Below are 25,255 nucleotides of genomic sequence, written 5' to 3'. Positions count from 1 at the left end.
ATGGACGCCTACCGTTCCCGTAGGGCGGTCGCAATCCGGGGGATGAAGTCCTTCTTCCGGGAGAGCACCCGGGGCACGAAGCATTTGCCGTCCTCGACCTTGACCCCGAAGGCCCGGCCTACGATTTCCTGCTCGGCGCCCGCGACCCAGATCTCCTCGCCTTTGCCCGAGAGCGGGTTGGTGATCAGGAGCACCAGCAGGTCATAGCCCCCCGCCCGGCAGAGTTTCTCCATTTCGCCCTTGATCTCCGCCTCCCGGGCCTGGATCTCGGAGTCGTCCAGGACCATGATCTGGTTCACCCCGATCTTTTTCCCCGCCAGGTGGTATTCCTTGAAGTCCAGCGTGATGATCTCCCGGGCCGGGATGCCCTCGGCGGTGACGCTGACCGCCAGCAGTTCCTTGCCGTACTCGGCCAGGTTCAGCCCGGCCATCTCGCTCAGGCGGTGGGCCATCACGTGGTCCTTGTCGGTGGTGGTGGACAGGGTCAGGAGCAGGGTGTCCGACAGGATGCCCGACAGCAGCGCCCCCGCGATCTCTGGGGGGACCTCCACCTGGTGCAGGCAAAGCTGCAAGGCGACGATGGTGCAGGTGCTCCCGACCGGCTCGTTGTAGACGGTGATCGGCTTGATGGTCGAGATGTCCCCGAGGCGGTGGTGGTCGATGATCTCCAGGATGTCGGCCTGCTCGATGTCGGCCACGGCCTGGGAGATTTCGTTGTGGTCCACCAGGATCACCTGTTTCTGCACAGGGTCCAACAGGTCACTCCGGGTGATGATCCCGATCAACCGGTCGTCCTCGTCCACCACCATGGCGCAGCGGCAGTCCGACTCCACCACCTGCCGCTTGACCTCGCTGATAGTGGTGTGCAGCTCGGCCACCGGCACGTTGGGAGACATGATGTGGGACACCGGCCGGCAGAGGCTCACCAACTGGGCCGTGGCGAAGGTGCGGTAAGGGGAGCTGATCACCAGCACTTGGTGGCGGCGGGCCAACTCCAGGACATCCTCGTTTATGGCGTGGTCCCCGGTGACGATCAGGGCGGCACATCCGCCCTTGATCAGGTCCTTCTGGATGTCTGTCCGGTCCCCCAGGATGGCGATGTCACCCTTCTTCACCCGGTTCAGCGTGGTGACCTTTTGGGAGGCGGCCACGAACACGTCCCCCCCGAGCATGGTCAACCGGCCGGTGTTTGCCAACACCTTCCCCTGCAGGGCCGAAATCAGGAGGTGCAGCTGCACCGGGCTGATCGAAAGCCCCTCGATGTCGAGCCGCTCCGCGAAGAACACCGCCAAGTGCTGCGTATCCACGAGCCCGAGCAGCCGGCCGTCCTCATCCACGACCGGAAGGCTCCGGATGCGCTTCTCCTTGATGAGGTTGGCGGCGTCGAGGATGGAGTCCCGGGGCGAGATGGAGATCGGCCGGTTCAGATCCATGTCGGCGACCGTGGCCGCGACGCTGGCGACTTGTACCGGCGGCTCCAGGCCGAAACGCTCCAGGATGTATTCCGTTTCCTGGTTCAGCGCACCGGCGGCGCAGGGCACGTAAACCTGGGTGTCGTCCAGGATGTTCTTAAAGTAGGCATAGCCGATCGCGGCGCAGATGCTGTCGCTGTCCGGTGAGCGGTGGCCGATCACCAGCACCCGCTTGCGTTTCACCGAAGAACCCCCCCCTTTTCGGACACGGTGGGTGAATCTGCCGGGAATACTTCTGGAGCGGGGGTGGTGAATCCTGCCGGGCGGCGGGGACAATTTGGCCCGCCCCCTTCGCGGGGGCAGGCCTTTAAGTTAAGGGCCGGTAGAGCGGTGACGCCTGCTTCGCCGCGGCGGGTCCGGGTAATCCAAATGTGGCGCCGCACGCGGCAAGGTGGTCTCATATTTCCTCAAGAGCTACCATAAGGAAATCAGGGGTTCGCCACCGACCCCATGAACAGGACGGTGCCGGTCTGCTTGTCGACGATGGCGAAGAAGAAGGGCCGGTCGACCACCATATTGAACGGCTCGTCGGGACGGAGGGAGGTCACCTTTACCGAAACTGAAGTTACCGCCGCCTCCGTGCCTCTTTCGTCAACGTCCACAACGGCTTTGTGCTTCACTTCGCCGATGTAGGCCCAGGGCGGAGGCGTGAAGAGCTTGGAGAAGTCGGCGGCGTACGGCTGAAAGGCGATCCCCATGCCCATGCCGGACAGGATTTCGTTCAGCGTTTTCTCGTACTCGATACTGAAGCGCGGCAGGGAAATCCGGCCCTCCTTGGTGGCGAAACGGGACTGCCACTTCGCCCAGTTGCCGGTGTTCAGGTTCCGTTGGAATTCCTCCAGGTTCGAATCCCGCCCGGGCAGAAAAATGTACATCCCGGCGCTTTGGTCTTTGCCGTAGGGCAGTTCGATGGCTTCAAATTTAGCGTCCTGGAAGTAGCGGAAATCGCCGGACTGCGACATCATCGGCACCTGCTTTTGGGCGCGGCCGGCCGGGTAAAACGGCTGGTCCCGGGTTTGGGCCTTGTCAAACTCCGTGGTCCACGTGCCCAGGAAGTAGATGGCGTTGATCAAAAACATCACGTCGTCCCGGTCGATGCGGTCGATGATGCCGTCGATCTTGCCGTTGGTTTGGTCTTGCACCCACTTGTTGATCACCACCGGAGCTTCGGGGTCGTTGAAGTCGAGCTTGGCGATCTCGGCGCCGTAGTAGCGCTTTGCGGTTTCCAGGAACTCGGCCACGAACACGACATCCTGCTTGGTCCACAGCGAGTTGGCGACGTCGAGTTCACCCCGGGGGCCGGGGAGTTTAGGACCTTGAGCAGGGCCTGATTGGCTTTGTTCAGGTCTTCGGCCGACACCCCCTTGCACGCCAAGCACCTCGGCCATCGCCTACCCTGTAAATAGCCCCTATTTTCATCCTTCCGATGGTGCCGCAGGCGGCATGGGTGTCTGTTTAATTTAAATGGTCTTGCGATGATTTGATTGCGGGCAACAGTTCGCAATTGGGTTCTGGCCGGCCAGGCCCTTAACTTAGGGCATTACGGCTTGGAGCAGGATGGCGGTCGCCAGCCCGACGCCGACCGTGAGCAGGAGGTTCTTGGTCTTCACCGCCACCAGGAAGCAGGGGACGGCGGCCAGCAGGTACTGGTTCCGGATGGTCAGGTCGAAGGCCCCGTCGCGCAGGAGCAGTTCCGGGGCTAAAAGGGCGGCCAGCACCGCCACCGGTACGAACCGCAGCCAGCGGATGAAACCCTCCGGGATCCTCATTCGGGCCAGCACCGCCAGGGGCAGGGCCCGCGGCAGGTAGGTGACCGCGCCCATGGCGGCGATTATCCAGAACTTTTCCATTTTTCCCACCCCGAAGCGGCCGTGGCCGTGACGACCGTGGCCAGAATGATGTTCCAGTTGCCTTCCAGGAGCTGGCCCAGCAGCAGGGAGAGCCCCCCGGCCAGCACGGCGGAGTACAGGAGCAGCCGGTCACTCAGTTGCATGACCAGCAGGCAGATGAACATGGCCGGCAGGGCGAAGCCGAGCGGCAACTGTTCGATCCCCGGCACCAGGCTGCCGAAAAACGCGCCGATAATGGTGCCGGTGATCCACGAGGCGTAGGCGGCGAAATTGGTGCCGTACACAAACCAGTGGTGGCGGGGCTGCCGGCCGTACTCGGCACTGTTCAAGGCGAAGGTTTCGTCGGTGACGCCCCATCCCAGCAGGGCGTAGGAGTGAAACCGCAGGCCCCGCAGGTGGGGGGCGAGCGCGGCGCTCATCAGGATGTGCCGCAGGTTCACCAGAAAAGTGGTCATAATGATGGCCGCCGGACTCATGGCGGCGGCGAACATCCCGGCGGCGATAAACTGGGAGGCCCCGGCGAACACGATCACGGACATGGCGATAGTCTCGGGGATGGTCAGGCCGGCCTCCCGGGCCAGGATCCCGAAGGCCATGGCCAGGACGACGTAGCCGAGCATGATCGGCACGGCCCGGGTTGCGCCCGCGGCAAGTTCCGTGGACGGGTGTGCGTTGGCGTTGGGGGTGGCGGCGGCGTCAGGCGGCAAAGGCCGGTCTCACCCCTTTTGACGAGGCTTTATAATACACGTGCTATTCTAACACAACGGGAGGCCGTTTTCGACAGCCAATCATTGAAACAGTAGGTTGAAAGGCACAAAAATCATTGACACCCGGTTCCGCTTTCTATATACTAGGCTATAACTTTTCACACAGCGTTTAAAGGCGAAGAAAGGGACGAAGGACCTGGCCGATCGCCCGCCACAGAGAGCCGGGGCAGCTGAAAACCGGCGCGGGACCCAGGTCCGAGATCACCCTGGAGCCGGGCGCTGAAAGCGCCGGGGGGCCGAAAAGGCCTTAAGCGGCGTCAGTAGGTTGCTTCCGGGTTGGTAACCCGTTATCCAAAAAACCCCGTGCTCTAACCGGCACGGCAGAGCGGTCGACACCGGCGACGGTGCCGGCAACCAGGGTGGTACCGCGCGAGCGTAGCCTCTCGTCCCTGGCAGTTGTGGCTGCCACGGGACCGGAGGTTTGTTTGTTTCCGGGAATTCGCTACAATACAACGCTGGGGAGATGAAAGAGATGGGTCTGGTCATTTACGTGGACGGTGAATTTCTGCCCAAGGAAAAGGCAGTGGTCTCCGTGTTCGACCACGGGCTCCTGTATGGGGACGGCATCTTCGAAGGCATCCGCGCCTACCACAACCGGGTGTTCAAGCTCCAGGACCACATCGACCGTCTCTACGATTCGGCGAAAGTGATCTTGCTGGAGATCCCCATCACCCGGGAAGAAATGGCGGAAGTGGTCCTGGAAACGATGCGCAGGAACGGCCTGCGCGAAGGCTACATCCGGCTGGTCGTCACCCGCGGCGTGGGGGACTTGGGGCTGGACCCGAAGAAGTGCCCGCGGGCGTCCGTGATCTGCATCGGGGCGTCCATCCAGCTGTACCCCGAGGAGTTCTACAAGCGGGGCCTGGACATCGTCACGGTGCCGACGCGGCGGAACCTGGCTGAGGCGGTGAATCCGCGGATCAAGTCCCTCAACTACCTGAACAATGTCCTGGCCAAGATCGAGGCCTCCCTGGCGGGGACGATCGAGGCCGTAATGCTCAACGCCGAAGGGTACGTCGCGGAGGCCACAGGGGATAATATCTTCATCATCAAGAACGGGGTTTTGATCACGCCGCCGTCCTACATCGGCATCCTGGAGGGGATCACCCGCAACACGGTCATGGAACTGGCCCGGGCGCGGGGCATTCAGGTGGTCGAGACGCTTTTCACCCGTTACGACATCTACACCGCCGACGAATGCTTCCTGACCGGGACCGCGGCCGAGGTAATTCCAGTGGTCAAGGTGGACGCCCGCGTCATCGGCGACGGGCAGCCCGGAGAAATGACCCGGATTCTGATCACCGATTTCCGCGAACTGACCAAGACCGACGGCCCCCTGATCTTCCCCGCCTAAAGGGGATAGTCCGGCGGTGCCGTGGTGAAAGCTTCGGCGGCGGCGCCCGGGATGGAGCGCCACCGTGGCCCGGCCTGAATCTTCGAAATATCACCAGGGGTTATCTCGCCCGTTAAGCCCGGCTCGTCGGTTCGGCGGCCAGCGAGGCGATCATCAGGGAGTAATTCCCGGAATGAGGAAGGAGTGAGGACATGCTTACCGGTGGACAAATACTGGTGGAGTGCCTGAAGAACGAGGGGGTCGAAGTCATTTTCGGCTACCCGGGGGGCGCCGTGTTGCCGATTTACGACGCCCTGTACGATTCCGACCTTCTCCACGTCCTGACCAGGCACGAACAGGCCGCGGCCCACGCCGCCGACGGCTACGCGCGCGCCACCGGGCGCCCCGGGGTGTGCCTGGCCACGTCCGGTCCGGGGGCGACCAACCTGGTGACCGGGATCGCCACGGCGGCCATGGACTCGGTGCCGATGGTGGCCATCACCGGCCAGGTTCCGACCACCATGATCGGGAAGGACGCCTTCCAGGAGGCCGACATCACCGGCATCACCTTGCCGATCACCAAGCACAACTACCTGGTCCGGGACGTGAACGACCTGCCCCGGATCGTGAAGGAAGCTTTCTACATCGCCACCACCGGACGGCCGGGCCCGGTGTTGATCGACATCCCCCGGGACGTCTCCGCGGGGAAGACCGAGTACCGGGACCCCGGGCCGATAGGGCTGCGCGGCTACATGCCCCGCCTCGCGGGTGAGCCGGCCAAAATCGCCGCCGCCGCCAAACTGATCGCCCAGGCCAAGCGCCCTGTCATCTACGCCGGGGGCGGCGTGATTAACTCGGGCGCGTCCGAATACCTTAAAAAGCTGGCCGAGACCATCATGGCGCCGGTGGCGGTCACCCTGATGGGCATCGGCTGTCTCCCGGGCGACCACCCGCTGTTCCTGGGCATGCTCGGCATGCACGGGGCGCGGTACACCAACTACGCTGTGAACGAATGCGACCTCCTGCTGGCTATCGGCGTGCGCTTTGACGACCGGGTCACCGGCAAAGTCGAGAGCTTCGCGTCCCACGCCAAGGTGATCCACATCGACATCGACCCGGCCGAGTTCGGCAAGAACGTCCCGGTGGACATCTCCATCGCCGGCGACGTGCGTACCGTGCTGGTCGACCTGATCAAGAACCTGACCTGCAACCCCGACCCGGCCTGGCAGGAAAAGATCGCCCGTTGGAAAAAGGAATACCCGCTGGACCACAGCCGTGAGGGCTTGCGGCCCCAGGCCGTGATCCGGGAGCTTTCGGACATGCTGCAGGGCCGCCGCTACCGGGTGACCACCGAGGTGGGCCAGAACCAGATGTGGGCCGCTCAGCACTTCTGCATCACCCGGCCCCGAAGTTTCATTTCCTCGGGCGGGCTGGGCACCATGGGTTACGGTTTCCCGGCGGCCATCGGCGTGCAGGTGGCCTGCCCCGACGAACTGGTGTTCGACATCGCCGGCGACGGCAGCATCCAGATGAACATCCAAGAGCTGACCACCGCCGTGAACTACAGACTGCCCGTAAACGTGGCCATCCTGAACAACAGCTACCTGGGGATGGTGCGGCAGTGGCAGGAACTGTTCTACAACCGGCGCTATTCCCAGACCGAGCTGGTGAACCCCGATTTCGTAAAGGTGGCCGAGGCCTTCGGCGCCGAGGGGATCCGGGTCGAGAAAATTGCGGAGGTGCGGCCGGCGCTGGAACAGGCGATCGCCTCCAGTCGGCCCGTATTTCTGGACTTCATCGTGGAACGCGAAGAGAACGTGATGCCGATTGTCCCGCCCGGGGAGGCCATCAGCCGGATGCTCGGCTAGGTTTTCGCACGGGCCGGGTTCGGGATGCCCGCTGGCGCGGCGCTTTGGCCGGTTCGACTCGGGAGAAGGATAAGGTGAGGGGGTAGGAGAAAATGCGCAGCACTTATTCGGTCCTGGTGGAAAACAACCCGGGGGTCCTGGCGCGGGTGGCCGGCCTTTTCAGCCGCCGCGGATATAACATCGACAGCCTCTCGGTGAGCCGCACCGACGACCCCGGCATCTCCCGGATGACCATCGTCGTCGAAGGCGAGAAGGCTGTGCTGGAGCAGGTGACCAAGCAACTGCGCAAGCTGGTGGACGTGATCCGGGTGCACGACATCACGGATGAACCCCACGTCGACCGGGAACTGGTGCTGATCAAGGTGAACGCCGACTCCGGCACCCGCGGGGACATCATGCAGATCGTCGAAATCTTCCGGGGCCGCATCGTGGACGTGGGCGAGTACACCAGCATCGTCGAGGTGACCGGGGACGAGGGCAAGATCAACGCCATCGAGAACGCCCTGAAGCCCTTCGGGATCATGGAACTGGTGCGCACCGGGAAGGTCGCCATGCAGCGGGGGATCCGGACCGTTTTGGTGGAAGACTAGGAGACGGGGGTTGCAGGCAGACCGTGCCTGTAGAACTCACGAGGGATTCTACGGGATCCCTACTGACCGATCCCTGTCTGGGACCCCTACCGGGGAATGCTGCCGGGGAACCCCTGGCAGGAGACTCTTGAGACTCACCTTTTGTTACAGGAGGAAACAAGCCTGATGGCCAACGGACACAACGGAGACAACAGGCACGACGACCACATGGAACATATGAAGGTCTACTACGACGAGGACGCCCGCCTGGAGCTTTTGCAGGCCCGGACCGTGGCCGTGATCGGCTACGGCAGCCAGGGGCACGCCCAGGCGCAAAACCTGCACGACAGCGGGGTGCCGGTGGTGGTGGGCCTGCGGCCGGGCAGCGCCAATTGGGCGCGGGCCGAGGCCGACGGCCTGCGGGTGCTGCCGGTGGCCGACGCCGCGCGCGCGGCCGACATCATCCAAATCCTGATCCCGGACGAACACCAAGCCGCGGTCTTCAAGGCCGACATCGCGCCGCACCTGACGGCGGGCAAGGCGCTCATGTTCTCGCACGGCTTCAACATCCACTTCGGGCAGATCACGCCCCCGGCCGACGTCGACGTGTTCATGGTGGCGCCCAAGAGCCCGGGCCGCATGGTCCGGCGGCTGTACCAGGACGGGAAGGGCGTGCCGGGCCTGATCGCGGTCCACCAGGACCCGAGCGGGCGGGCGAAGGAGTTGGCCCTGGCCTACGCCAAGGGCATCGGCTGCACCCGGGCCGGCGTGTTCGAGACCACCTTCGCGGAGGAGACCGAGACCGACCTCTTCGGCGAGCAGTGCGTGCTCTGCGGCGGGGTGAGCGAACTGATCAAGGCCGGGTTCGAAACCCTGGTCGAGGCGGGCTATTCCCCGGAGATCGCCTACTTCGAGTGCCTGCACGAGCTGAAGCTCATCGTGGATTTGATCAACGAGGGCGGCCTGACCAAAATGCGCAACAACGTCAGCAACACCGCCGAGTTCGGGGACTACGTCAGCGGCCCGCGGATCATCAACGAGGACGTGCGCGCGGAGATGCGCGCCGTGCTGGCCGACATCCAAAACGGCATCTTCGCCAAGGAGTGGATCCTGGAGAACCAGGCCGGGCAACCGTCGTTCAAGGCCATGCGCCGCAACGAACGCGAGCACCTGATCGAGGAAGTCGGCGCCGAACTCCGCAAGATGATGCCCTGGCTCCAGGACAAATAGCTTCAAGTGCGACTTTTGGGGGTGGGAAATATGAGCGAGCGCGTATACATCTTTGACACGACCTTGAGAGACGGGGAGCAGTCCCCGGGGGTGAGCCTCAACATCCGGGAAAAGCTCCAGATCGCCCACCAATTAGCCAGGCTGAACGTCGACATCATCGAGGCCGGATTTCCGTTCGCCTCGCCCGGCGATTTCAAGGGCGTCCAGGCGGTGGCCCGCGAGGTGCGGGGCGTCAGCGTGGCCGGGCTGGCCCGGGCGAACGCCGCGGACATCGACCGCGCGTGGGAAGCCCTGCGCGAGGCGGAGCAGCCCCGGATCCACACCTTCATCGCCACCTCGGACGTCCACCTGCAGCACAAGCTGCGGATGAGCCGCGAGGCCGTGCTGGAGACGGCGGTCGAAGCCGTGCGCCGCGCGAAGGGGTACACCGCGGACGTGGAGTTCTCGGCCGAGGACGCGTTCCGCTCCGACCCCGACTACCTCTGCCGGGTGCTGGCCGCCGTGATCGCCGCCGGGGCGACCACCGTCAACATCCCCGACACCGTCGGCTACGCCATGCCGGACGAGTTCGGGGCGTTCATCGCGCACGTCCTGGACCACACGCCCGGAATCGAGAACGTGGTCGTAAGCGTACACTGCCACAACGACCTCGGCTTGGCCGTGGCGAACTCCCTGGCCGCCGTCCGCAACGGCGCCCGCCAAGTGGAGTGCACCGTAAACGGCATCGGCGAGCGGGCCGGCAACGCCGCCCTCGAGGAAGTGGTGATGAGCCTGTTCACCCGCCGCGAGAAGTACGGCCTCATCACCGGCGTCCAGTGCGAGGAAATCTACCGGACCTCCAAGCTGGTGAGCACGCTCACCGGCATGCCGGTCCAGTTCAACAAGGCCATCGTCGGCAAGAACGCCTTCCTGCACGAGTCCGGCATCCACCAGGACGGCGTCTTAAAAGAGCGGACCACCTACGAGATCATCTGCCCGACCGCGGTCGGCATCACCCGGTCCAACCTGGTGCTCGGCAAGCACTCCGGGCGCCACGCCTTCCGCCAGCGCCTGACCGAGTTGGGCTTTGAACTGGGCGAGGAGGAACTGAACCGGGCTTTCGTCCGGTTCAAGGAGTTGGCCGACTCGAAGAAGCAGATCACCGACGAGGACCTGGAGGCGATCCTGGACGAGACCATCCGTCAGGTACCGGCGACCTACGAACTCGACTACCTGCACGTTTTCAGCGGGACCACGGTGAAGCCCACCGCGGTGATCGGCCTCCTGGTCGACGGCGAGTTCGTCCAGGAGGCTGCCTGTGGCAACGGCCCGGTGGACGCGGCCTACAAGGCCATCGAGAAGGCCACGGGGCGCAAGTACTCTCTGGTGAGCTACGTCATCGACGCCGTGACCGGCGGCACCGACGCCCTGGCAAACGTGACCCTGAAGATGCGCGACGAGGAACACCGGGTTTACACCGGCCGCGGCGTGTCCGCCGACGTGCTCGAAGCCAGCGCCCGGGCCTACGTTAACATAATGAACAAAATAGTGTACGATGAAAAGACGCGCAAACTTGATTGACAAAAGAAGCATTGATCCGGGTTGACCGGGGAAAGGGGACAGGCATCATTTCCCATGCGTCAACTGTGCGGAGACAGGAAATCTGCTTGCGGGAAATGGAGCCAGTCCCCGTTTTCCTATGCGCCAACTGTGCCGTGGTAAGAAAAGTTGCTTGCGGGAAATGGAGCCAGTCCGTGCGACCGAGCAAGGTCGCGTCATATAGTGGGTGCGAATCACATCTGGCTAAGGTCTAGCCAACCGCCGGGTAAAGAAGGGGCCTGGCCCCTATTTTTGGGGGTTAAGCAAATATTCGGCAGGTAAAAGAAAAAGGGGACAGTCCCCCTTTTTGGAGGTTGTTGCTGTTTGGGTATGACCATCACGGAAAAGATTCTGGCCCGCGCCGCCGGCCGCGGCCGCGTGGCGCCCGGTGAACTGATCTCCGCCCGGGTGGACGCCGTCCTCGGCAACGACATCACCGCGCCGCTCGCCATCCGCGAGTTCGAGAAGATCGGGGTCGAGCGCGTGTTCGACCCGGACCGGGTGTACCTGGTGCCCGACCACTTCACGCCCAACAAGGACATCAAGTCGGCCGAGCAGGCCAAGGAGATGCGGGAATTCGCCCGCCGCCAGGGCCTGACCCACTACTTCGAGGTCGGCCGCATGGGCATCGAGCACTGCCTCCTGCCCGAGCAGGGCCTGGTGGGCCCGGGCGACGTGGTCATCGGGGCCGACTCGCACACCTGCACCTACGGCGCGCTCGGCGCCTTCGCCACCGGGGTGGGTTCCACCGACCTGGCCGCGGCCATGGCCCTGGGCGAGACCTGGTTCAAGGTGCCCGAGTCCGTCAAGTTCGTCTACGAGGGCGAGCTGCCCGAGTGGGTGGGTGGCAAGGACCTGATCCTCCACACCATCGGCGACATCGGCGTGGAGGGCGCGCTCTACCAGGCCATGGAGTTCACCGGCCCCGCCATCGCGCACCTCTCCATGGACGGCCGGTTTACCATGGCGAACATGGCCATCGAGGCCGGGGCGAAAAACGGGATCATCGCGCCGGACCTCCGGACCCTGGAGTACGTGCACGGCCGGACCCGCCGCCCCTTCGCGCTGTTCGCCAGCGACCCGGATGCGGCCTACGCCCGCACGGTCACCTACGACGTCTCGAAACTCGAACCCCAGGTGGCCTTCCCGCACTCGCCGGACAACACCCGGCCGGTGACCGAGGCCGGCCGCGTGGACATCGACCAGGTGGTCATCGGCTCGTGCACCAACGGCCGCATGGACGACCTGCGCCTCGCCGCCCGGGTGCTGGAGCGCCGCCAGGTGCACCCCCACGTGCGCCTGATCGTGTTCCCCGGCACCCAGGAGATCTACCGCCAAGCGCTGGAGGAGGGCCTGCTGTCCATCTTCGTGCAGGCGGGCGCGGCGGTGAGCACCCCCACCTGCGGCCCGTGCCTGGGCGGGCATATGGGCGTGCTGGCGCGCGGCGAGCGGGCGGTGGCCACCACCAACCGCAACTTCGTGGGCCGCATGGGCCACCCCGAAAGCGAAGTGTACCTGACCAACCCGGCAGTGGCGGCCGCCTCGGCGGTACTCGGCCGCATTGCCCATCCCGGAGAGGTGGTATAACGATGCAGCTCGAAGGCAACGCCTGGAAGTTCGGCGACAATATCGACACCGACGTTATCATCCCGGCGCGCTACCTGAACACTTCCGACCCGGCCGAACTGGCCAAGCACTGCATGGAGGACGCCGACCCGGCGTTCGCCGACCAGGTGCAGCCCGGCGACATCATCGTCGGCGGCAACAACTTCGGCTGCGGCAGCTCGCGCGAGCACGCGCCGCTGGCCATCAAGGGGGCCGGGGTGTCCTGCGTGATCGCGCGCACCTTCGCCCGCATCTTTTACCGGAATGCCTTCAACATCGGCCTCCCCATCCTGGAGTGCCCGGCGGCCGTCGAGGGCATCCGCCCCGGCGACCGGGTGGCGGTGGACGCCGCCGTCGGCACCATCAGGAACCTGACCACCGGCGCCGCGTTCGAGGCAAAGCCCATCCCCCCGTTCATGCAGGAGATCATCGCCGCCGGGGGACTGATCGAGCACGTGAGACGGAAATTCGCCAAGTAGCATAAACTGGCTGTAAGTAAGGAGCGTCACCGACGTGAGCGCAATCCAGATCTACGATACGACTCTTAGAGACGGCACCCAGGGCGAGGGTGTCGCCTTCTCGGTGGAGGACAAGATCAAGATCACTCGCCGGCTCGACCGGATGGGCTTTCACTACGTGGAAGGCGGCTGGCCGGGCTCGAACCCCAAGGACCTGGAGTACTTCCGCCAGATCCGGGACGAGCGCTTCCGCCAGGCCAAGATCGCGGCCTTCGGCAGCACCCGCAAGGCGGGCCGCCCCGCCGACCAGGACACCAACCTCCTGGCCATTTTGGACTCCGGCGTGCACACGGCGACCATCTTCGGCAAGAGCTGGGACTTTCACGTCTACCGGGCGCTCGGCACGACCCTTGAAGAAAACCTGGCCATGGTCGCCGACTCGGTGGCTTTCCTGAAGGGCCGCAGGCTGGAGGTCCTCTTTGACGCGGAGCACTTCTTCGACGGCTACCGGGCGAACCCCCAGTACGCCATGGCCGTGCTGCGCGCCGCCCAGGACGCCGGGGCCGACATGGTGGTGCTCTGCGACACCAACGGGGGCACCCTGCCCACCGAACTGAAAGAAATCGTCGCCTACGTCCGCGGGGCCCTGGACGTGCCGCTCGGCATCCACGCCCACAACGACGGCGGCCTGGCGGCGGCCAACTCCATCCTGGCCCTGGAGGCCGGCTGCGTTCAGGTGCAGGGGACCATCAACGGCTACGGCGAGCGCTGCGGCAACGTCGACCTCTGCACCGTCATCCCGAACCTGGTGTTCAAGAAGCGCTTCGCCTGCATCCCCGAGGAAAACCTGGTCTACCTGACCGACCTCTCCCGGTACGTGTCGGAACTGGCCAACAAGAGCCCGGAGTCCCGCCAGCCGTTCGTGGGCACCAGCGCCTTCGCGCACAAGGGCGGCATCCACGTGAACGCCCTCCTGAAGGACCGCCAGACCTACGAGCACATCCCGCCCGAGAGCGTGGGCAACAAGCGGCGCGTGCTGGTCTCCGAGCTGTCCGGCCTGTCGAACCTGGTGTACAAGTACCGCGAGCTGAACCTCGGGCTGGAGCGGGACAGCGCCGAGTACCGCCGCCTCCTGAGCGAGCTTAAAGACCTGGAGCACCAGGGGTTCCAGTTCGAGGGCGCCGAGGGTTCCTTCGAGCTCCTGATGCGCAAGGCCTACAACGGCTACCACAAACCCTTTTGGCTGGAGACCATGCGCATCCTGACCGAACTCCGGGACGAGGGGCACGTGTACAGCGAGGCGATCATCAAGCTCCGCGTCAACGACCAGGTGGTGCACACCGCCGCCGAAGGGAACGGCCCGGTGAACGCGCTCGACGCCGCCCTGCGCAAGGCGCTGGAGCAGTTCTACCCGGGCATCAAGAACATGCGGCTCCACGACTTCAAGGTGCGCGTCCTGGACGAGAAAGAGGGCACCCAGGCGGTGGTCCGGGTGCTGATCGAGACCGGGGACGGCCGGAAATCCTGGGGCACGGTGGGGGTTTCTCCCAACATCATCGAGGCCAGCTGGCAGGCCCTGGCAGACAGCTTCGCCTACGGGATCCTGAAGCTCAAGGAAAACAGCACCACCGACGCCCAGGCGGCGCCGTAGGGCGCCTTTACCATTATTAGGCCTTGTCCGAACCCGGACGCGGGCGCGCGCCGCCGCATACCATAGTAGGGACCACGCAAAAAATGAACGGGACCTTGAAAGGGCCCGGAATGTGTGATAAAGATAGAGTAGTTGACATTTATGGGGGCGTTTGTCACCAATGGGCGTGCTTTTTGGCACTGACGGGGTGCGCGGCCTCGCCAACCGGGAACTCTCGCCCGAACTGGCCTTCAGGCTGGGCCGGGTGGGCGCCTGTGTGCTCCGGGAGGAGACCGGCGCGCGGGCGCTGGTCATCGGGCGGGACACCCGGCTCTCCGGGGACATGCTGGAGGCCGCTCTGGTCGCCGGCATCTGCTCGGTGGGCGTGGACGTCATCCGGGTGGGGGTGCTGCCCACCCCGGCCGTCGCCTACCTGGCGCGGGTCCCGGAGGCCGGCGGCGGCGTGGTGATCTCGGCGTCCCACAACCCGTACGAGGACAACGGCATCAAGTTTTTCGGGGCGAACGGCTACAAGTTGCCCGATCGGCTGGAGGACCGCATCGAGCAGTTGGTCCTGGCCGCGGGCGGCGGCACCAGCGGCAAGGGCCTCGCGGGCGGCACAGGCGGCGCGTGCGACACCAGCGACACGTGCAGCAACGGCGGCACCAGCCTGACGGTCGGTGCCAGCGGCGCGTGCGGCAACGGTGGCATTAGCGGCGCGTGCGGCAACGGCGACACTCTGCCCACCCCCACCGGCATCGGCGTCGGCCGGGTGCGCAAGCTCCCCGACGCCGTGGAGCGCTACGTGCGCTTCGCCTGCGGGACCGGGCCGTCCGACCTTGCCGGGCTCAAAGTCGCGGTCGACTGCGCCAACGGGGCCGCCTACCAGGTGGCGCCCCAGGTGCTGGGCCGCCTCGGCGCGAGCGTCGTCCCGCTGTTTGCTACCCCGGACGGCACCAACATCAACGCGGGCTGCGGCTCCACCCACCCGCACGCGCTGCAGGCGGCGGTCGTGGCGGAGGGGGCGGACTTGGGCCTTGCCTTCGACGGCGACGCCGACCGGCTGATCGCGGTCGACGAGCGGGGGCGCCTGGTGGACGGCGACCACCTGCTGGTCATCTGCGGCCGGCACATGCGCCGGCACGGGCGCCTGGCCGGGAACACGATGGTGGTCACGGTGATGAGCAACCTCGGGCTGCACCTGGCCCTGCGCGAGGCCGGCATCCGGGTGCTGCAAACCAAAGTAGGGGACCGGTACGTCTTAGAGGAAATGCTCCGGTCGGGTTGCTGCCTGGGCGGGGAGCAGTCGGGCCACATCATCTTCACCGAGTACAACACCACCGGGGACGGGATCATCACCGCCCTGCAGCTCATGAAGGTGATGCGGGAGACCGGCCGGCCCCTGTCGGAGCTGGCCGCCCAGATGGAGCGGCTGCCCCAACTCCTGGAGAACGTGCGCGTGCGGGACCGGAACGCGGTGATGGCGAGCCCGGTGCTGCGGGAGGCCATCGCCCGCTACGAACACGGCTTAAACGGTGAGGGGCGCATCCTGGTCCGGCCGTCGGGCACCGAGCCACTGGTGCGGGTCATGGCCGAGGCGCGGAACGAAGCCCTCTTGACAAAGGTGGTGGAAGAGCTGGTCCGGGTCGTTGCCGAGATCGACCGGCAGCAGGCGGGATAGAAGTACTTAAACGCAAACCAACCGGCCGATTGACGGGCAATCGGCAGGACAGTTGCATAAAGCCAGCGCCAGGACCCCCGTGCCGTGTGCCCCGCGCCGTGCCACGTTTGACTGTGGAGCGCGCGCCGGCAGGGCAAGGGGGTTGACGAGGGGGAGGTTCATCGAAGGATTCGGCGGATGCCTCCCGGCTTCGGGTCACGGCCGTGAACGGCGCCACAAAACCGCGGGGCGACCCGCGGGACAAAAGCGCCCGGTGACCTTTAAGGCAATTAATCCCGAGAGTGATCGACCGCTTGCGGGCCGGGGGACGGGGCGTTCTTGAACGCGCTTTTCTGCGGCGGGCGGGGCGGCCCGGCTTTTAGGACCGCGCTTTGTTGCCGGTCCTTGTCCATTTCTTTAGAGACAACATAGAGACAACAGGAGGATTTTAGCGATGTGCGGAATTGTTGGTTACACCGGCCACCAGCAGGCCGTGCCCGTCCTGATCGACGGGCTGCGGCGCTTGGAATACCGCGGGTACGACTCGGCGGGCATTGTGGTGCCCCAAAACGGCGGCCTCACCGTGGAGAAGCGGGCAGGCACCCTGGACGTCTTGGTGCGGGCCCTCGCCGAGTTCCGGTTCGAGGCCACGTCCGGCATCGGGCACACCCGCTGGGCGACGCACGGCGCGCCCACCGACCTCAACGCCCACCCCCACACCGACTGCACCGGGCGGATCGCCGTGGTGCACAACGGGATCATCGAGAACTACCACCGCCTGCGGAGCCGGCTCAAAGCCGAGGGGCACGCGTTCCGTTCGGACACCGACACCGAGGTGCTGCCCCACCTGATCGAGCAGTTCTACCGCGGCGACCTGTACCGGGCCGTGCTGGAGGCCCTGGAGTGGCTGGAGGGGAGCTTCGCGCTCCTGGCGCTCACCGTCGACGAGCCCCAGCGGCTGGTCACCGCCCGCCAGGACAGCCCGCTGGTCATCGGCGTGGGCGAGCGCGAGAACTTCATCGCCTCCGACATCCCGGCGCTGCTGGCCTACACGCGGGACACCCACCTCTTGAACGACGGCGACGTCGCTGAAATCACCCCGGACGGGGTGCGGATCTCCGATTTCCACGGCCGGCCGCTGAACAGGGAGATCTTCCAGGTCCATTGGGAGGCCGAACAGGCCGAGAAAGCCGGCTACGACCACTTCATGCTCAAAGAGATTTTTGAACAGCCGCGCTCACTCCGCGACACCCTGCGCGGCCGGATCGACGACGACTGCCGGCGTGCCGTGCTGGAGGAGCTGAACTTCGAGCCCGGGTTCGCCAAAGGCTTGAAGAAGGTCTTCGTGACCGCGTGCGGTACGGCCTTCCACGCCGGCGTGGTCGGGAAATACATCATCGAGAAACTGGTCCGCCTGCCGGTGGAGGTGGACATCGCCTCCGAGTTCCGTTACCGCGACCCGCTCATCGGGCCGGGGGACCTGGTGGTGGTGGTCAGCCAGTCCGGCGAGACCGCCGACACCCGGGCGGCGCTACGCGAGGCGAAAAGCCGCGGCGCGCGGGTCGTGGCGATCACCAACGTGGTCGGCAGCTCCATCGCGCGCGAGGCCGACAGCGTGCTCTACACCTGGGCCGGCCCCGAAATCGCCGTGGCTTCCACCAAGGCCTACGTCACCCAGCTCGCCGCCTTCTACCTGCTGGCCGTCTGGCTGGCCGGAGAGCGCGGCACCCTGCCCGGCGAGGAGCGCGAGGACCTCCTGCGGGCCCTGCGCGAACTCCACCACGGCGTGGGCCAGATCCTGGCCGGCGCGGAGGAGATCGCCGCCCTGGCGCGGCGCTACCACCAGCGGCACTGCCTGTTCTTTATCGGCCGCGGCCTGGACTACGCGGTGGCCATGGAGGGGAGCTTAAAACTCAAGGAAATCTCGTACATCCACGCCGAGGCTTACGCCGCCGGCGAACTCAAACACGGCACCCTGGCCCTGATCACCGAGGGCATCCCGGTGATCGCCCTGGCCACCCAGCCGGAGCTCTTCGAGAAGACGTTGAGCAACATCAAGGAAGTGAAGGCGCGCGGCGCCGAGGTGGTCACCCTGACCTTCCAGGGCGACCACGACAGCGAGGAGCTGGGTGATTTCCGCCTCTACCTGCCGCCCACCCACCCGGTCCTGGCGCCCATCCTGGCGGTGGTCCCGCTCCAGCTCTTCGCCTACTACGCCGCCGTATACCGGGGCTGCTCCGTCGACAAACCACGCAACCTGGCCAAGAGCGTGACGGTGGAGTAGCAGTAGGCAAGGGTGTACACCTGGTGTCTATGTAAAATAAAGTTGTAGACTGTGAAAATAAAGTTGTAGACTACGTAATAAAGTCGTAGACTATGAAAATAAAGTTGTAGACTAGCCGGACATGGTGGTGTATAATAGGCTAAAAGGGAAAAAGAGGCTGATTTCCCATGGCCAAACGAAAGCGAACCACCACACCGGCTAAGATTGAAAGGATGACCAGGGAGGGCCGCGGTCAAGGCCACGGTAGCGGATACCTTCCCTGGCTGACTATCCGGGATGTATCCTCCCGAGGTCTCTCCACCCGTGAATTGGGCTGGAAGACCGGGAGGGTACATCATTTTTTGTCTCAATTGGAGCTGAAATATTTCTACACCCTGGAATGGTCTCCGGCCGTTACGGATATCCGGGAGCAATATCCTTTGCCGCTTGACCAAACCCTGGAGATTGCCGGGCGTTTGCAGATCAAGCATCCCACAGATCCCAAGACCAAAGAGGCGGCCGTGATGACGACGGACTTTGTGATCGATGTTTGTACGGCGGGTGGAACCGAGTTAAGGGCGCGCACCGTCAAGATGGCCAAGGATCTGAATTCCAGGCGGGCGCTGGAAAAGCTGGAAATCGAGCGAACCTGGTGGCAGGAGCAAGGGATGGATTGGGGGATTGTTACCGAAAACGAGATCCCGGAGCCATTGGCCGCCAATGTACGGTGGGTCCATAAGGCCAGGGACTTGTCCAGTGCACCGGACATCAGTCCGCATATCCTCGGTCAGATTGAACACGGGCTTTCCAAACAGATGGAGCGAAGGAGGAACCCCTTGGCCCACGCGGCTCTGGCGGTGGACGAGCAGTTGGGCTTGGAACCGGGAAGCAGCTTGTGGGTGGTAAGACACCTGATCGCCAACCGGTACTGGCTGGTGGACATGAACACGGTCATAGATACGGGCAAACCTTTGGCCGTCACTCGATCCTACATGAAGATTAATCAGGCAGGTGATTCCGCATGACGGGGGTCATAGTTATAAACTCAATAATCGAATGGCTGGGCATTGATGAAAACACATTTGTTTTGGAACGCGTTCTCTGGCTTGATGCCACCGGTAAACAAGTAGTGGTGATGCCGCTTTTCAATCCCAAGGCCCTGCCCCTCTGGAAAGACGCCCGGGATATCGAAAGGGCCATGGCCGATGGAGAAGCCGTCAAACGGACGGTGGACCCCTATTCCGGGCTGATCACCGCCGAGGCGGAAATCCTGCAGAAACACCGTGAGCGCAGGGATCGCGCCTGGGAGATGATCAAGGATCTGGTGGAGGATGAACCGGACATTTACCGGGATGAGAGGCGCGGACGCCTGGTGGCGGAGACGGCGGAGCGCTTCGGTGTCCACAAGGGGACGGTCTACAAATATCTGCGCCGCTATTGGGCCGGGGGAAAAACAAAAAACGCCCTGCTTCCCGCGTATGACCGTTGCGGTGCTCCCGGCCGCGAGCGCAAAATCAGTGATAAAAGCGCAAAACGGGGCCGGCCGCCCAAGATTGTCAAGTTGGATGGGGATAGGATCGGTGTAAATATCGATGAAGACATAAAGAGAATCTTCCGGGCCGGGACGAAGATGTTCTACAACAATAAGGACAAGGCTCCGCTCACCCGGGCCTACCAGCAGATGATTGAAAAATTCTTCAGCGTCGGTTTCCGTGAGGATGAAGGTGTCCAGATCCCCATCCTGCCACCCGCAAACGAACTGCCTACTTTTGGACAATACCGGTACTGGTATTCCAAAGAGCTGGATTTGCGCAAGTCCATCACCGCCCGGGAGGGGGAACGGGGCTTCGCCCTCCGGAAAAGAGCCGTTTTGGGCAACTCAACCCAAATGGCCTTCGGTCCCGGTTCCCTTTATCAAATTGACGCCACCATCGTCAGTGTTTACCTCGTCAGCAGTTTCAACCGGTCGCAGATTATCGGCAAACCGGTGCTATACGTGGTGATTGATGTCTTGAGCCGGATGGTGGCCGGACTCTATATCGGGCTGGAAGGACCCAGTTGGGTTGGCGCAATGATGGCCCTGGCGAACGCTGCTGCCGACAAGGTGTCCTTCTGTGCGGAATACGGGATTGAAATTTCGCCGGAGGAATGGCCTTGCCGCCACCTGCCCGAAGCGATCCTTGCCGACCGGGGGGAATTGGAGGGGATCAATGCGGATCACCTGGTAGACTCCCTGAACATCACCATGGCCAATACTCCGCCGTATCGCGCCGACTGGAAGGGCATCGTCGAGCAACACTTCCGCCTGGACGATCTAAAGGTGATTCACTGGCTTCCCGGCGCGGTCAGGGAGCGGTTCCGCGAACGGGGCGAAAGGGACTACCGGTTAGACGCCACGCTGGACTTGCATCAGTTTACGAAAATCATGATCTACACGGCGCTGCAATACAACCTGCACCACCGCATGGAGTGGTACCCGCGGGATGATTTTATGGTTAGCGAAGGGGTCGAACCGATCCCCATCGAGTTATGGAATTGGGGGATAGCCAACCGGAGCGGTCACTTGAGGGAAGTGGCACCGGACATTGTCCGGCTGAGTTTGATGCCCAGAGATCAGGCGGCTGTCACTCCCAAGGGAATTCGTTTCAAGGGAATGTATTACAGTTGCGAGCGGGCTCTGTTGGAACAGTGGTTTGAAAAGGCGCGCGTGTATGGTCAGTGGACCGTTCCCGTCAGTTTTGATCCACGGAGTACGGATGTTATCTATCTATGTCCACGGGATGGAAGGGAAATCGAACCGTGCCGGTTGTTGAAAACCCAAGAACTGTACAAGGGGCGGCGCCTGGAGGAAGTCTTGGAGTTGCAGGAATTGGAACGAATGCAGCACGCGCTGCATGCCACCGACGAGATGCAGTCCAAGGCGGAACTGAACGCCCGCATCAAGGCGGTGGTGGCGGAGGCCAAAGAACAAACGGAGGCTGCCGGTTCCGGCGGGGCCAGCAACCGGCAGCGCATTAAGAACATCCGCCGGAATAGGGCGGAGGAAAAGGAGCAGATCCGTCAGGAAGAAGCGTGGATCTTGAACGACAAGGACAAGGCTCCCGGAAGTGAGATTAAATCTCATGAGCCTCCCCGGACGGAAAATGGAGCGGGCGAGAAGAACTCGTCCTGGCGTGAGAAGGATTTTGAAATGCTAAAGCGCCTGCGTAAGGAAAGAGGTGATCAGTAATGGTCGAAAGGCTGTGCGGGGGCCACATTTTTGTCGGCAACCGGATTCCCGCGAATTACGGTCCAAGCATGGAGGCGGTCTATCAGCATAACCCATTCATCGAGGCCCTGCCACCGGTTTATACGTCCGATACCGCGGCCAGACGTATGCGCCGCAGACCCAAGTATGATGAAGCTGAACGCCGGTGGCCGGCTGAAGCCCGCCTCCAGGCGGTGCAGTCGATTGCCAATTATATGGAACCCTTACCCATTCACACGGAGTTGGAACGCCGTTTTTCCCGGATGATCCGCAATGGTTATTTGGCGCGCAACCCGATTTCGGCGGAGTGGAAGAAACAGATCAGAGCGGGGTTTCCCGGCATTGACTGGGGTCCGGCGGATGATAACTACACGCCGGTCATCCGTTCCACGGCGGCCGGCTTCCACATCATTGGGACCAGCGGGGTGGGCAAGTCCACGGCGGTGGAAAGCGTACTGTCTCTTTATCCCCAGGTAATTGTCCATACCGAGTACAACGGACACAGCTTCGACCGTGCGCAGTTGGTCTGGCTCAAGTTGGAATGCCCGTACGACGGTTCGCTGAAGGGACTTTGCCTGAATTTCTTCCAGGCCATCGACCAGATTCTCGAAACGCGCTATTACCAGAAGTTTGGCAACAGCCGCCGGACGGTGGACGAACTGATACCGAACATGGCCTACTTGGCGGCCGTTTTAGGCCTGGGCGTACTTGTGGTTGATGAGATTCAGCGGCTGAGTGAGGCGAAAAGCGGCGGCGCCGCCAAGATGCTGAACTTTTTCGTGCAGTTGGCCAATACCATCGGAGTTCCGGTGGTACTTGTGGGCACATTCAAGGCGCTCCCGCTGGTTACCCGGGAGTTTGCCTCAGCCCGTAGAGGCTCCGGACAGGGAGATCTGATCTGGTCTCATTTTGCCAAGGATGAAATCTGGGATTTCTTCATCGATGGTTTATGGGATTACCAGTGGACCAATATTCCCACACCGCTCACGTCGGCGCTCAGCCAGGCTTTATATGACGAATCGCAGGGAATCGTGGACATTGCCGTTAAGCTGTATATGATCACCCAGTGGAGCGTAATCGGAGGCGAAGACGAAACCATCACTCCGGGGTCGATTCGAAAGGCCGCCGCCGAGTGCCTGCAGTCGGTTAAGACGATTCTCGAAGCGCTACGGCGGAAGGATTATCAGAAACTCAGCACCATCATGGATATTCACCCTCCGATTGCGAACCTGGACGAATACTTTCAACAAGCGAATCAACGGGTGACTATTGAGGGAACGCTGAATACCTTGCGCAACCAAAGAAAGGCTGAGCAAAACGCTGCCGGTGACGGTCCCGATTCAAATCCGGTCCGGATTGCCAATTGGTTGGTGGAGGCTGGTTTTGCACCCCGCATTGCCCGCGCGTGTGCCGTACAAGCCCTGGACCGCCACGGAAGCGCAAGGGATTTAAAGTCGGCCATGCAAGAAGCCTTTTTGCTGGCCACGAACAAGTCCGCTGAGAAAAAGGATGACCACCCCTGGGCGAAGGCACCGTCCGGAAGCGGCCGCAAGCGGAAACCGCCCACGGCTTCCCTTTCCGGCGATCTGAGGGAAATTGCCGCGCAAGGGAAAAAGAAAGGCTTTCCCGCTTATGAAGCCTTGAAGGAAGCGGGCGTAATCAAACCGGTGGACGAATTCCTGGCTGTTTAGGGAGGTGAGTTTGATGCTGCCTTTTTTCCCGGCCCTTTATCCGGATGAGCTTCTTTACAGTGCTTTGGCCCGTTACCACGTGTGGAGCCGGAATGCGGGTTACAAAGACACCGTGCATGATCTTTTCGGTTCCCGGACGGCTTGCGCCATCGCCGATCTGCCCAACCGGCTGCAGGCGCTCTATGACCGGCTTCCACCCGGCTCGTTGAATACGCCGGATCGCATCATTGAAAAACATACGCTGTTTCCACTGTACCGTCCTTTCCTGCCGCAGAAACGGGCCGCCCGGATCAGGCAATTAATGAAGGACGGCACGGAGGGCGGGAAAATCCACATCACCATCGGCATCATGGCCAGCAGCCTCACTTCGCCAAGGTTTCTCCGCTATTGTCCCGCATGTCTCCGGGCGGATACTGAACGGTACGGGGAACCATACTGGCACCGAACCCACCAGGTTTTTGGGGCCCGGGTCTGCCCAGTGCACCGCGTCTGGTTGGGCGACAGCAATGTGGCGGTCTCTTGCCAGCCGAACAAGCACGCCTTTCATCCTTTGGACAGTGATCCGGCCAGGGAGTCGGCCGAGGCCGTTATCGGAGTTAATGCCGCACATTATCTTGCCCTGGCCGGGTCTGTGCACTGGCTGCTCAATCACGAGGTACCGGTGCACGGGCTGGCCGAACTGCGTGAACGGTACATCTGTCACCTGCAGAAGAAGAATCTGGCCACCTATACGGGCCGGATCAGGCAGCGGGAGTTGATGGAAGCTTTTCACAGCTTCTACGGTCCGGATTTCCTGGCCGAGATGGATAGTGCCATTGATTATAGCCAAAATGAGAACTGGTTAAACAAGTTGTTGCGCGAGCCGCGCACCACCACACACCCCGTCCGACACCTCTTGTTCATCAGATTTCTGGGCTTGACACCGGAAGAATTCCTGATGGGAAAGAAGGAGCAACAACGCCCCTTTGGCCGCGGGCCCTGGCCCTGCCTGAATGCCGCCGCCCCACACTACCGGCGGGCGGTGGTCAGGAGGTGTACCGTTACGTGGGACTATAAAACAGGACTGCCGGTCGGAACCTTCACCTGTGCATGCGGTTTCACCTACGCACGTCGGGGGCCGGACCGGTCCGAAAACGACTGCTATCATATCGGGCGCATCAAGTCCTTCGGTCCGGTCTGGGAGGAGGAACTCATCCGTCTGGCGGTAACCGGGAAGCAAAAACCAAAGGCCGTAGCGCGCAAGCTCAATGTTGACCCGCTTACCGTAAAAAGACACCTGCAACGGCTGATAGGTAACGGCAAAAGCCGGCCGGATCAAAATCCAGTTCCCGGTGCCCGGATGGGCGAAATAAATGATTACCGGACCTGCTGGCTGGCACTAATGGAGAAATTCCCAGAGAAGACGAAGACCGAACTAAGGCGTATTGCCCCGGCGGACTATGCCTGGCTTTACCGCTATGACCGGCTTTGGCTGGACGAGTACTCACCGGCACCGGCACCGAAAAAGGGTGATGATCGGCGCGTAGACTGGCAAAAACGCGATACGGAACTGGCCGCACTGGTGACCAGGGCCGCGGCGGAAATGAAACAACAATCGGGTAAGCCAACGCGCCTGACGGTCAGTGCCATTGGGAAGAAAACAGGGAAGTTGGCCTTGCTGCAAAGGCATCTGTCGAAGCTTCCGAAAACGAGGGCTGTTCTTGACCACCTTATCGAAACAGAAGAAGATTTCCAAATCCGCCGGATAAGGTGTGCCGCAGCGCAATTACGGGACCGCGGTGAATTGGTGCGTCCCTGGAAGATCGTCCGCGAAGCGGGCCTCCGCCCGGGATATTCCCTCCGGGTGGCGGAAGAAATCTATGCCGAGGTGGGCAAGGAGTACTGATCTCGTTACAGGAGGAAGCGGTGACAAAAGCTTGTAATTTCTCTTTCAGCGATAAAGAGGATTGCTGGATAAAGTAGGAAGGGACTCAGGTTCTTGTTGTCGAATTAGGCTTGAAAAGTGTAAGCAAATGACTCAATGATGTCCGCAAA

At 62.8% G+C, this 25,255-nt stretch carries 18 protein-coding genes; 14 read left to right on the top strand and 4 right to left on the bottom strand.

The features are described from left to right. Positions 1 to 8: 8 nt before the first annotated feature. The 4 genes from AB1402_04325 to AB1402_04310 form a co-directional block, all read right to left on the bottom strand. On the bottom strand, positions 9 to 1,655 hold the full coding sequence (locus AB1402_04325) for a putative manganese-dependent inorganic diphosphatase (GenBank protein MEW6540826.1): 1,647 nt from the start codon (positions 1,653 to 1,655) through the stop codon (positions 9 to 11). Positions 1,656 to 1,900: 245 nt separating this feature from the next. Then, a complete protein-coding gene (locus AB1402_04320) occupies positions 1,901 to 2,860 on the bottom strand; it encodes a serpin family protein (protein ID MEW6540825.1) in 960 nt (319 codons plus the stop codon). A 144-nt stretch (positions 2,861 to 3,004) separates the two neighbouring features. After that, positions 3,005 to 3,322 carry an AzlD domain-containing protein gene (locus tag AB1402_04315; GenBank protein MEW6540824.1) on the bottom strand — a complete coding sequence of 106 codons (318 nt, stop codon included), beginning with the start codon at positions 3,320 to 3,322 and terminating at the stop codon, positions 3,005 to 3,007. Further along, positions 3,304 to 4,029 carry an AzlC family ABC transporter permease gene (locus AB1402_04310; protein MEW6540823.1) on the bottom strand — a complete coding sequence of 242 codons (726 nt, stop codon included), beginning with the start codon at positions 4,027 to 4,029 and terminating at the stop codon, positions 3,304 to 3,306. The genes AB1402_04315 and AB1402_04310 overlap by 19 nt, the downstream gene beginning before the upstream one ends. A 532-nt stretch (positions 4,030 to 4,561) precedes the next feature. On the opposite strand from AB1402_04310, the gene ilvE reads away from it, so the two are divergent. The 14 genes from ilvE to AB1402_04240 all read left to right on the top strand — a co-directional run bounded on the left by ilvE (position 4,562) and on the right by AB1402_04240 (position 25,106). Beyond that, on the top strand, positions 4,562 to 5,443 hold the full coding sequence (gene ilvE / locus AB1402_04305; protein ID MEW6540822.1) for a branched-chain-amino-acid transaminase: 882 nt from the start codon (positions 4,562 to 4,564) through the stop codon (positions 5,441 to 5,443). A gap of 191 nt (positions 5,444 to 5,634) precedes the next feature. Further along, entirely contained in the window at positions 5,635 to 7,290 is a 1,656-nt protein-coding gene (gene ilvB, locus AB1402_04300) for a biosynthetic-type acetolactate synthase large subunit (GenBank protein MEW6540821.1), read from the top strand. 92 nt (positions 7,291 to 7,382) lie between these two features. Beyond that, positions 7,383 to 7,880 carry an acetolactate synthase small subunit gene (gene ilvN / locus AB1402_04295; GenBank protein MEW6540820.1) on the top strand — a complete coding sequence of 166 codons (498 nt, stop codon included), beginning with the start codon at positions 7,383 to 7,385 and terminating at the stop codon, positions 7,878 to 7,880. 216 nt (positions 7,881 to 8,096) lie between these two features. Then, positions 8,097 to 9,089 (top strand): ketol-acid reductoisomerase, encoded by a 993-nt coding sequence (gene ilvC, locus AB1402_04290; protein MEW6540819.1) that lies wholly within the window; start codon positions 8,097 to 8,099, stop codon positions 9,087 to 9,089. Between the two features lie 30 nt (positions 9,090 to 9,119). After that, on the top strand, positions 9,120 to 10,649 hold the full coding sequence (locus tag AB1402_04285) for a 2-isopropylmalate synthase (protein MEW6540818.1): 1,530 nt from the start codon (positions 9,120 to 9,122) through the stop codon (positions 10,647 to 10,649). Between the two features lie 342 nt (positions 10,650 to 10,991). Further along, positions 10,992 to 12,254 (top strand): 3-isopropylmalate dehydratase large subunit, encoded by a 1,263-nt coding sequence (gene leuC, locus AB1402_04280; protein MEW6540817.1) that lies wholly within the window; start codon positions 10,992 to 10,994, stop codon positions 12,252 to 12,254. 2 nt (positions 12,255 to 12,256) lie between these two features. Next, complete coding sequence (gene leuD / locus AB1402_04275; GenBank protein MEW6540816.1) at positions 12,257 to 12,751, top strand: 3-isopropylmalate dehydratase small subunit; 495 nt, start codon at positions 12,257 to 12,259, stop codon at positions 12,749 to 12,751. 34 nt (positions 12,752 to 12,785) lie between these two features. After that, positions 12,786 to 14,381, top strand: a complete 1,596-nt coding sequence (cimA, locus tag AB1402_04270; GenBank protein ID MEW6540815.1) for a citramalate synthase — start codon at positions 12,786 to 12,788, stop codon at positions 14,379 to 14,381. Between the two features lie 160 nt (positions 14,382 to 14,541). Further along, positions 14,542 to 16,041 (top strand): phosphoglucosamine mutase, encoded by a 1,500-nt coding sequence (locus AB1402_04265; protein ID MEW6540814.1) that lies wholly within the window; start codon positions 14,542 to 14,544, stop codon positions 16,039 to 16,041. Between the two features lie 433 nt (positions 16,042 to 16,474). Further along, complete coding sequence (gene glmS, locus AB1402_04260; protein ID MEW6540813.1) at positions 16,475 to 18,304, top strand: glutamine--fructose-6-phosphate transaminase (isomerizing); 1,830 nt, start codon at positions 16,475 to 16,477, stop codon at positions 18,302 to 18,304. A gap of 341 nt (positions 18,305 to 18,645) precedes the next feature. Continuing rightward, a complete protein-coding gene (locus AB1402_04255; GenBank protein ID MEW6540812.1) occupies positions 18,646 to 19,308 on the top strand; it encodes a TnsA endonuclease N-terminal domain-containing protein in 663 nt (220 codons plus the stop codon). Continuing rightward, the gene (locus AB1402_04250; protein MEW6540811.1) at positions 19,305 to 21,512 is read left to right on the top strand and encodes a Mu transposase C-terminal domain-containing protein; all 2,208 of its coding nucleotides are present in this window, start codon (positions 19,305 to 19,307) and stop codon (positions 21,510 to 21,512) included. The genes AB1402_04255 and AB1402_04250 overlap by 4 nt, the downstream gene beginning before the upstream one ends. After that, on the top strand, positions 21,512 to 23,221 hold the full coding sequence (locus AB1402_04245; protein ID MEW6540810.1) for an ATP-binding protein: 1,710 nt from the start codon (positions 21,512 to 21,514) through the stop codon (positions 23,219 to 23,221). Before AB1402_04250 ends, AB1402_04245 begins: the two co-directional genes overlap by 1 nt. A 13-nt stretch (positions 23,222 to 23,234) precedes the next feature. Then, positions 23,235 to 25,106 (top strand): TnsD family transposase, encoded by a 1,872-nt coding sequence (locus AB1402_04240; protein MEW6540809.1) that lies wholly within the window; start codon positions 23,235 to 23,237, stop codon positions 25,104 to 25,106. Positions 25,107 to 25,255: the final 149 nt, after the last annotated feature.

This window comes from Bacillota bacterium, from assembly GCA_040757205.1.
Taxonomy (GTDB): domain Bacteria; phylum Bacillota; class Desulfotomaculia; order Desulfotomaculales; family Desulforudaceae; genus Desulforudis.
The sequence above is the reverse complement of the archived record's forward strand: the minus strand, read 5'-3'. Positions and strand labels throughout refer to the sequence as shown.

Bases quoted from the DNA above. Each gene is read 5' to 3' on its own strand.
- ilvN (MEW6540820.1), top strand. From the start codon at position 7,383: ATGCGCAGCACTTATTCGGTCCTGGTGGAAAACAACCCGGGGGTCCTG.
- ilvC (MEW6540819.1), top strand. From the start codon at position 8,097: ATGAAGGTCTACTACGACGAGGACGCCCGCCTGGAGCTTTTGCAGGCC.
- AB1402_04245 (MEW6540810.1), top strand. From the start codon at position 21,512: ATGGTCGAAAGGCTGTGCGGGGGCCACATTTTTGTCGGCAACCGGATT.
- glmS (MEW6540813.1), top strand. From the start codon at position 16,475: ATGTGCGGAATTGTTGGTTACACCGGCCACCAGCAGGCCGTGCCCGTC.
- AB1402_04265 (MEW6540814.1), top strand. From the start codon at position 14,542: ATGGGCGTGCTTTTTGGCACTGACGGGGTGCGCGGCCTCGCCAACCGG.
- AB1402_04285 (MEW6540818.1), top strand. From the start codon at position 9,120: ATGAGCGAGCGCGTATACATCTTTGACACGACCTTGAGAGACGGGGAG.
- AB1402_04320 (MEW6540825.1), bottom strand. From the start codon at position 2,860: ATGGCCGAGGTGCTTGGCGTGCAAGGGGGTGTCGGCCGAAGACCTGAA.
- AB1402_04250 (MEW6540811.1), top strand. From the start codon at position 19,305: ATGACGGGGGTCATAGTTATAAACTCAATAATCGAATGGCTGGGCATT.
- ilvB (MEW6540821.1), top strand. From the start codon at position 5,635: ATGCTTACCGGTGGACAAATACTGGTGGAGTGCCTGAAGAACGAGGGG.
- ilvE (MEW6540822.1), top strand. From the start codon at position 4,562: ATGGGTCTGGTCATTTACGTGGACGGTGAATTTCTGCCCAAGGAAAAG.
- AB1402_04315 (MEW6540824.1), bottom strand. From the start codon at position 3,322: ATGGAAAAGTTCTGGATAATCGCCGCCATGGGCGCGGTCACCTACCTG.
- AB1402_04240 (MEW6540809.1), top strand. From the start codon at position 23,235: ATGCTGCCTTTTTTCCCGGCCCTTTATCCGGATGAGCTTCTTTACAGT.
- leuD (MEW6540816.1), top strand. From the start codon at position 12,257: ATGCAGCTCGAAGGCAACGCCTGGAAGTTCGGCGACAATATCGACACC.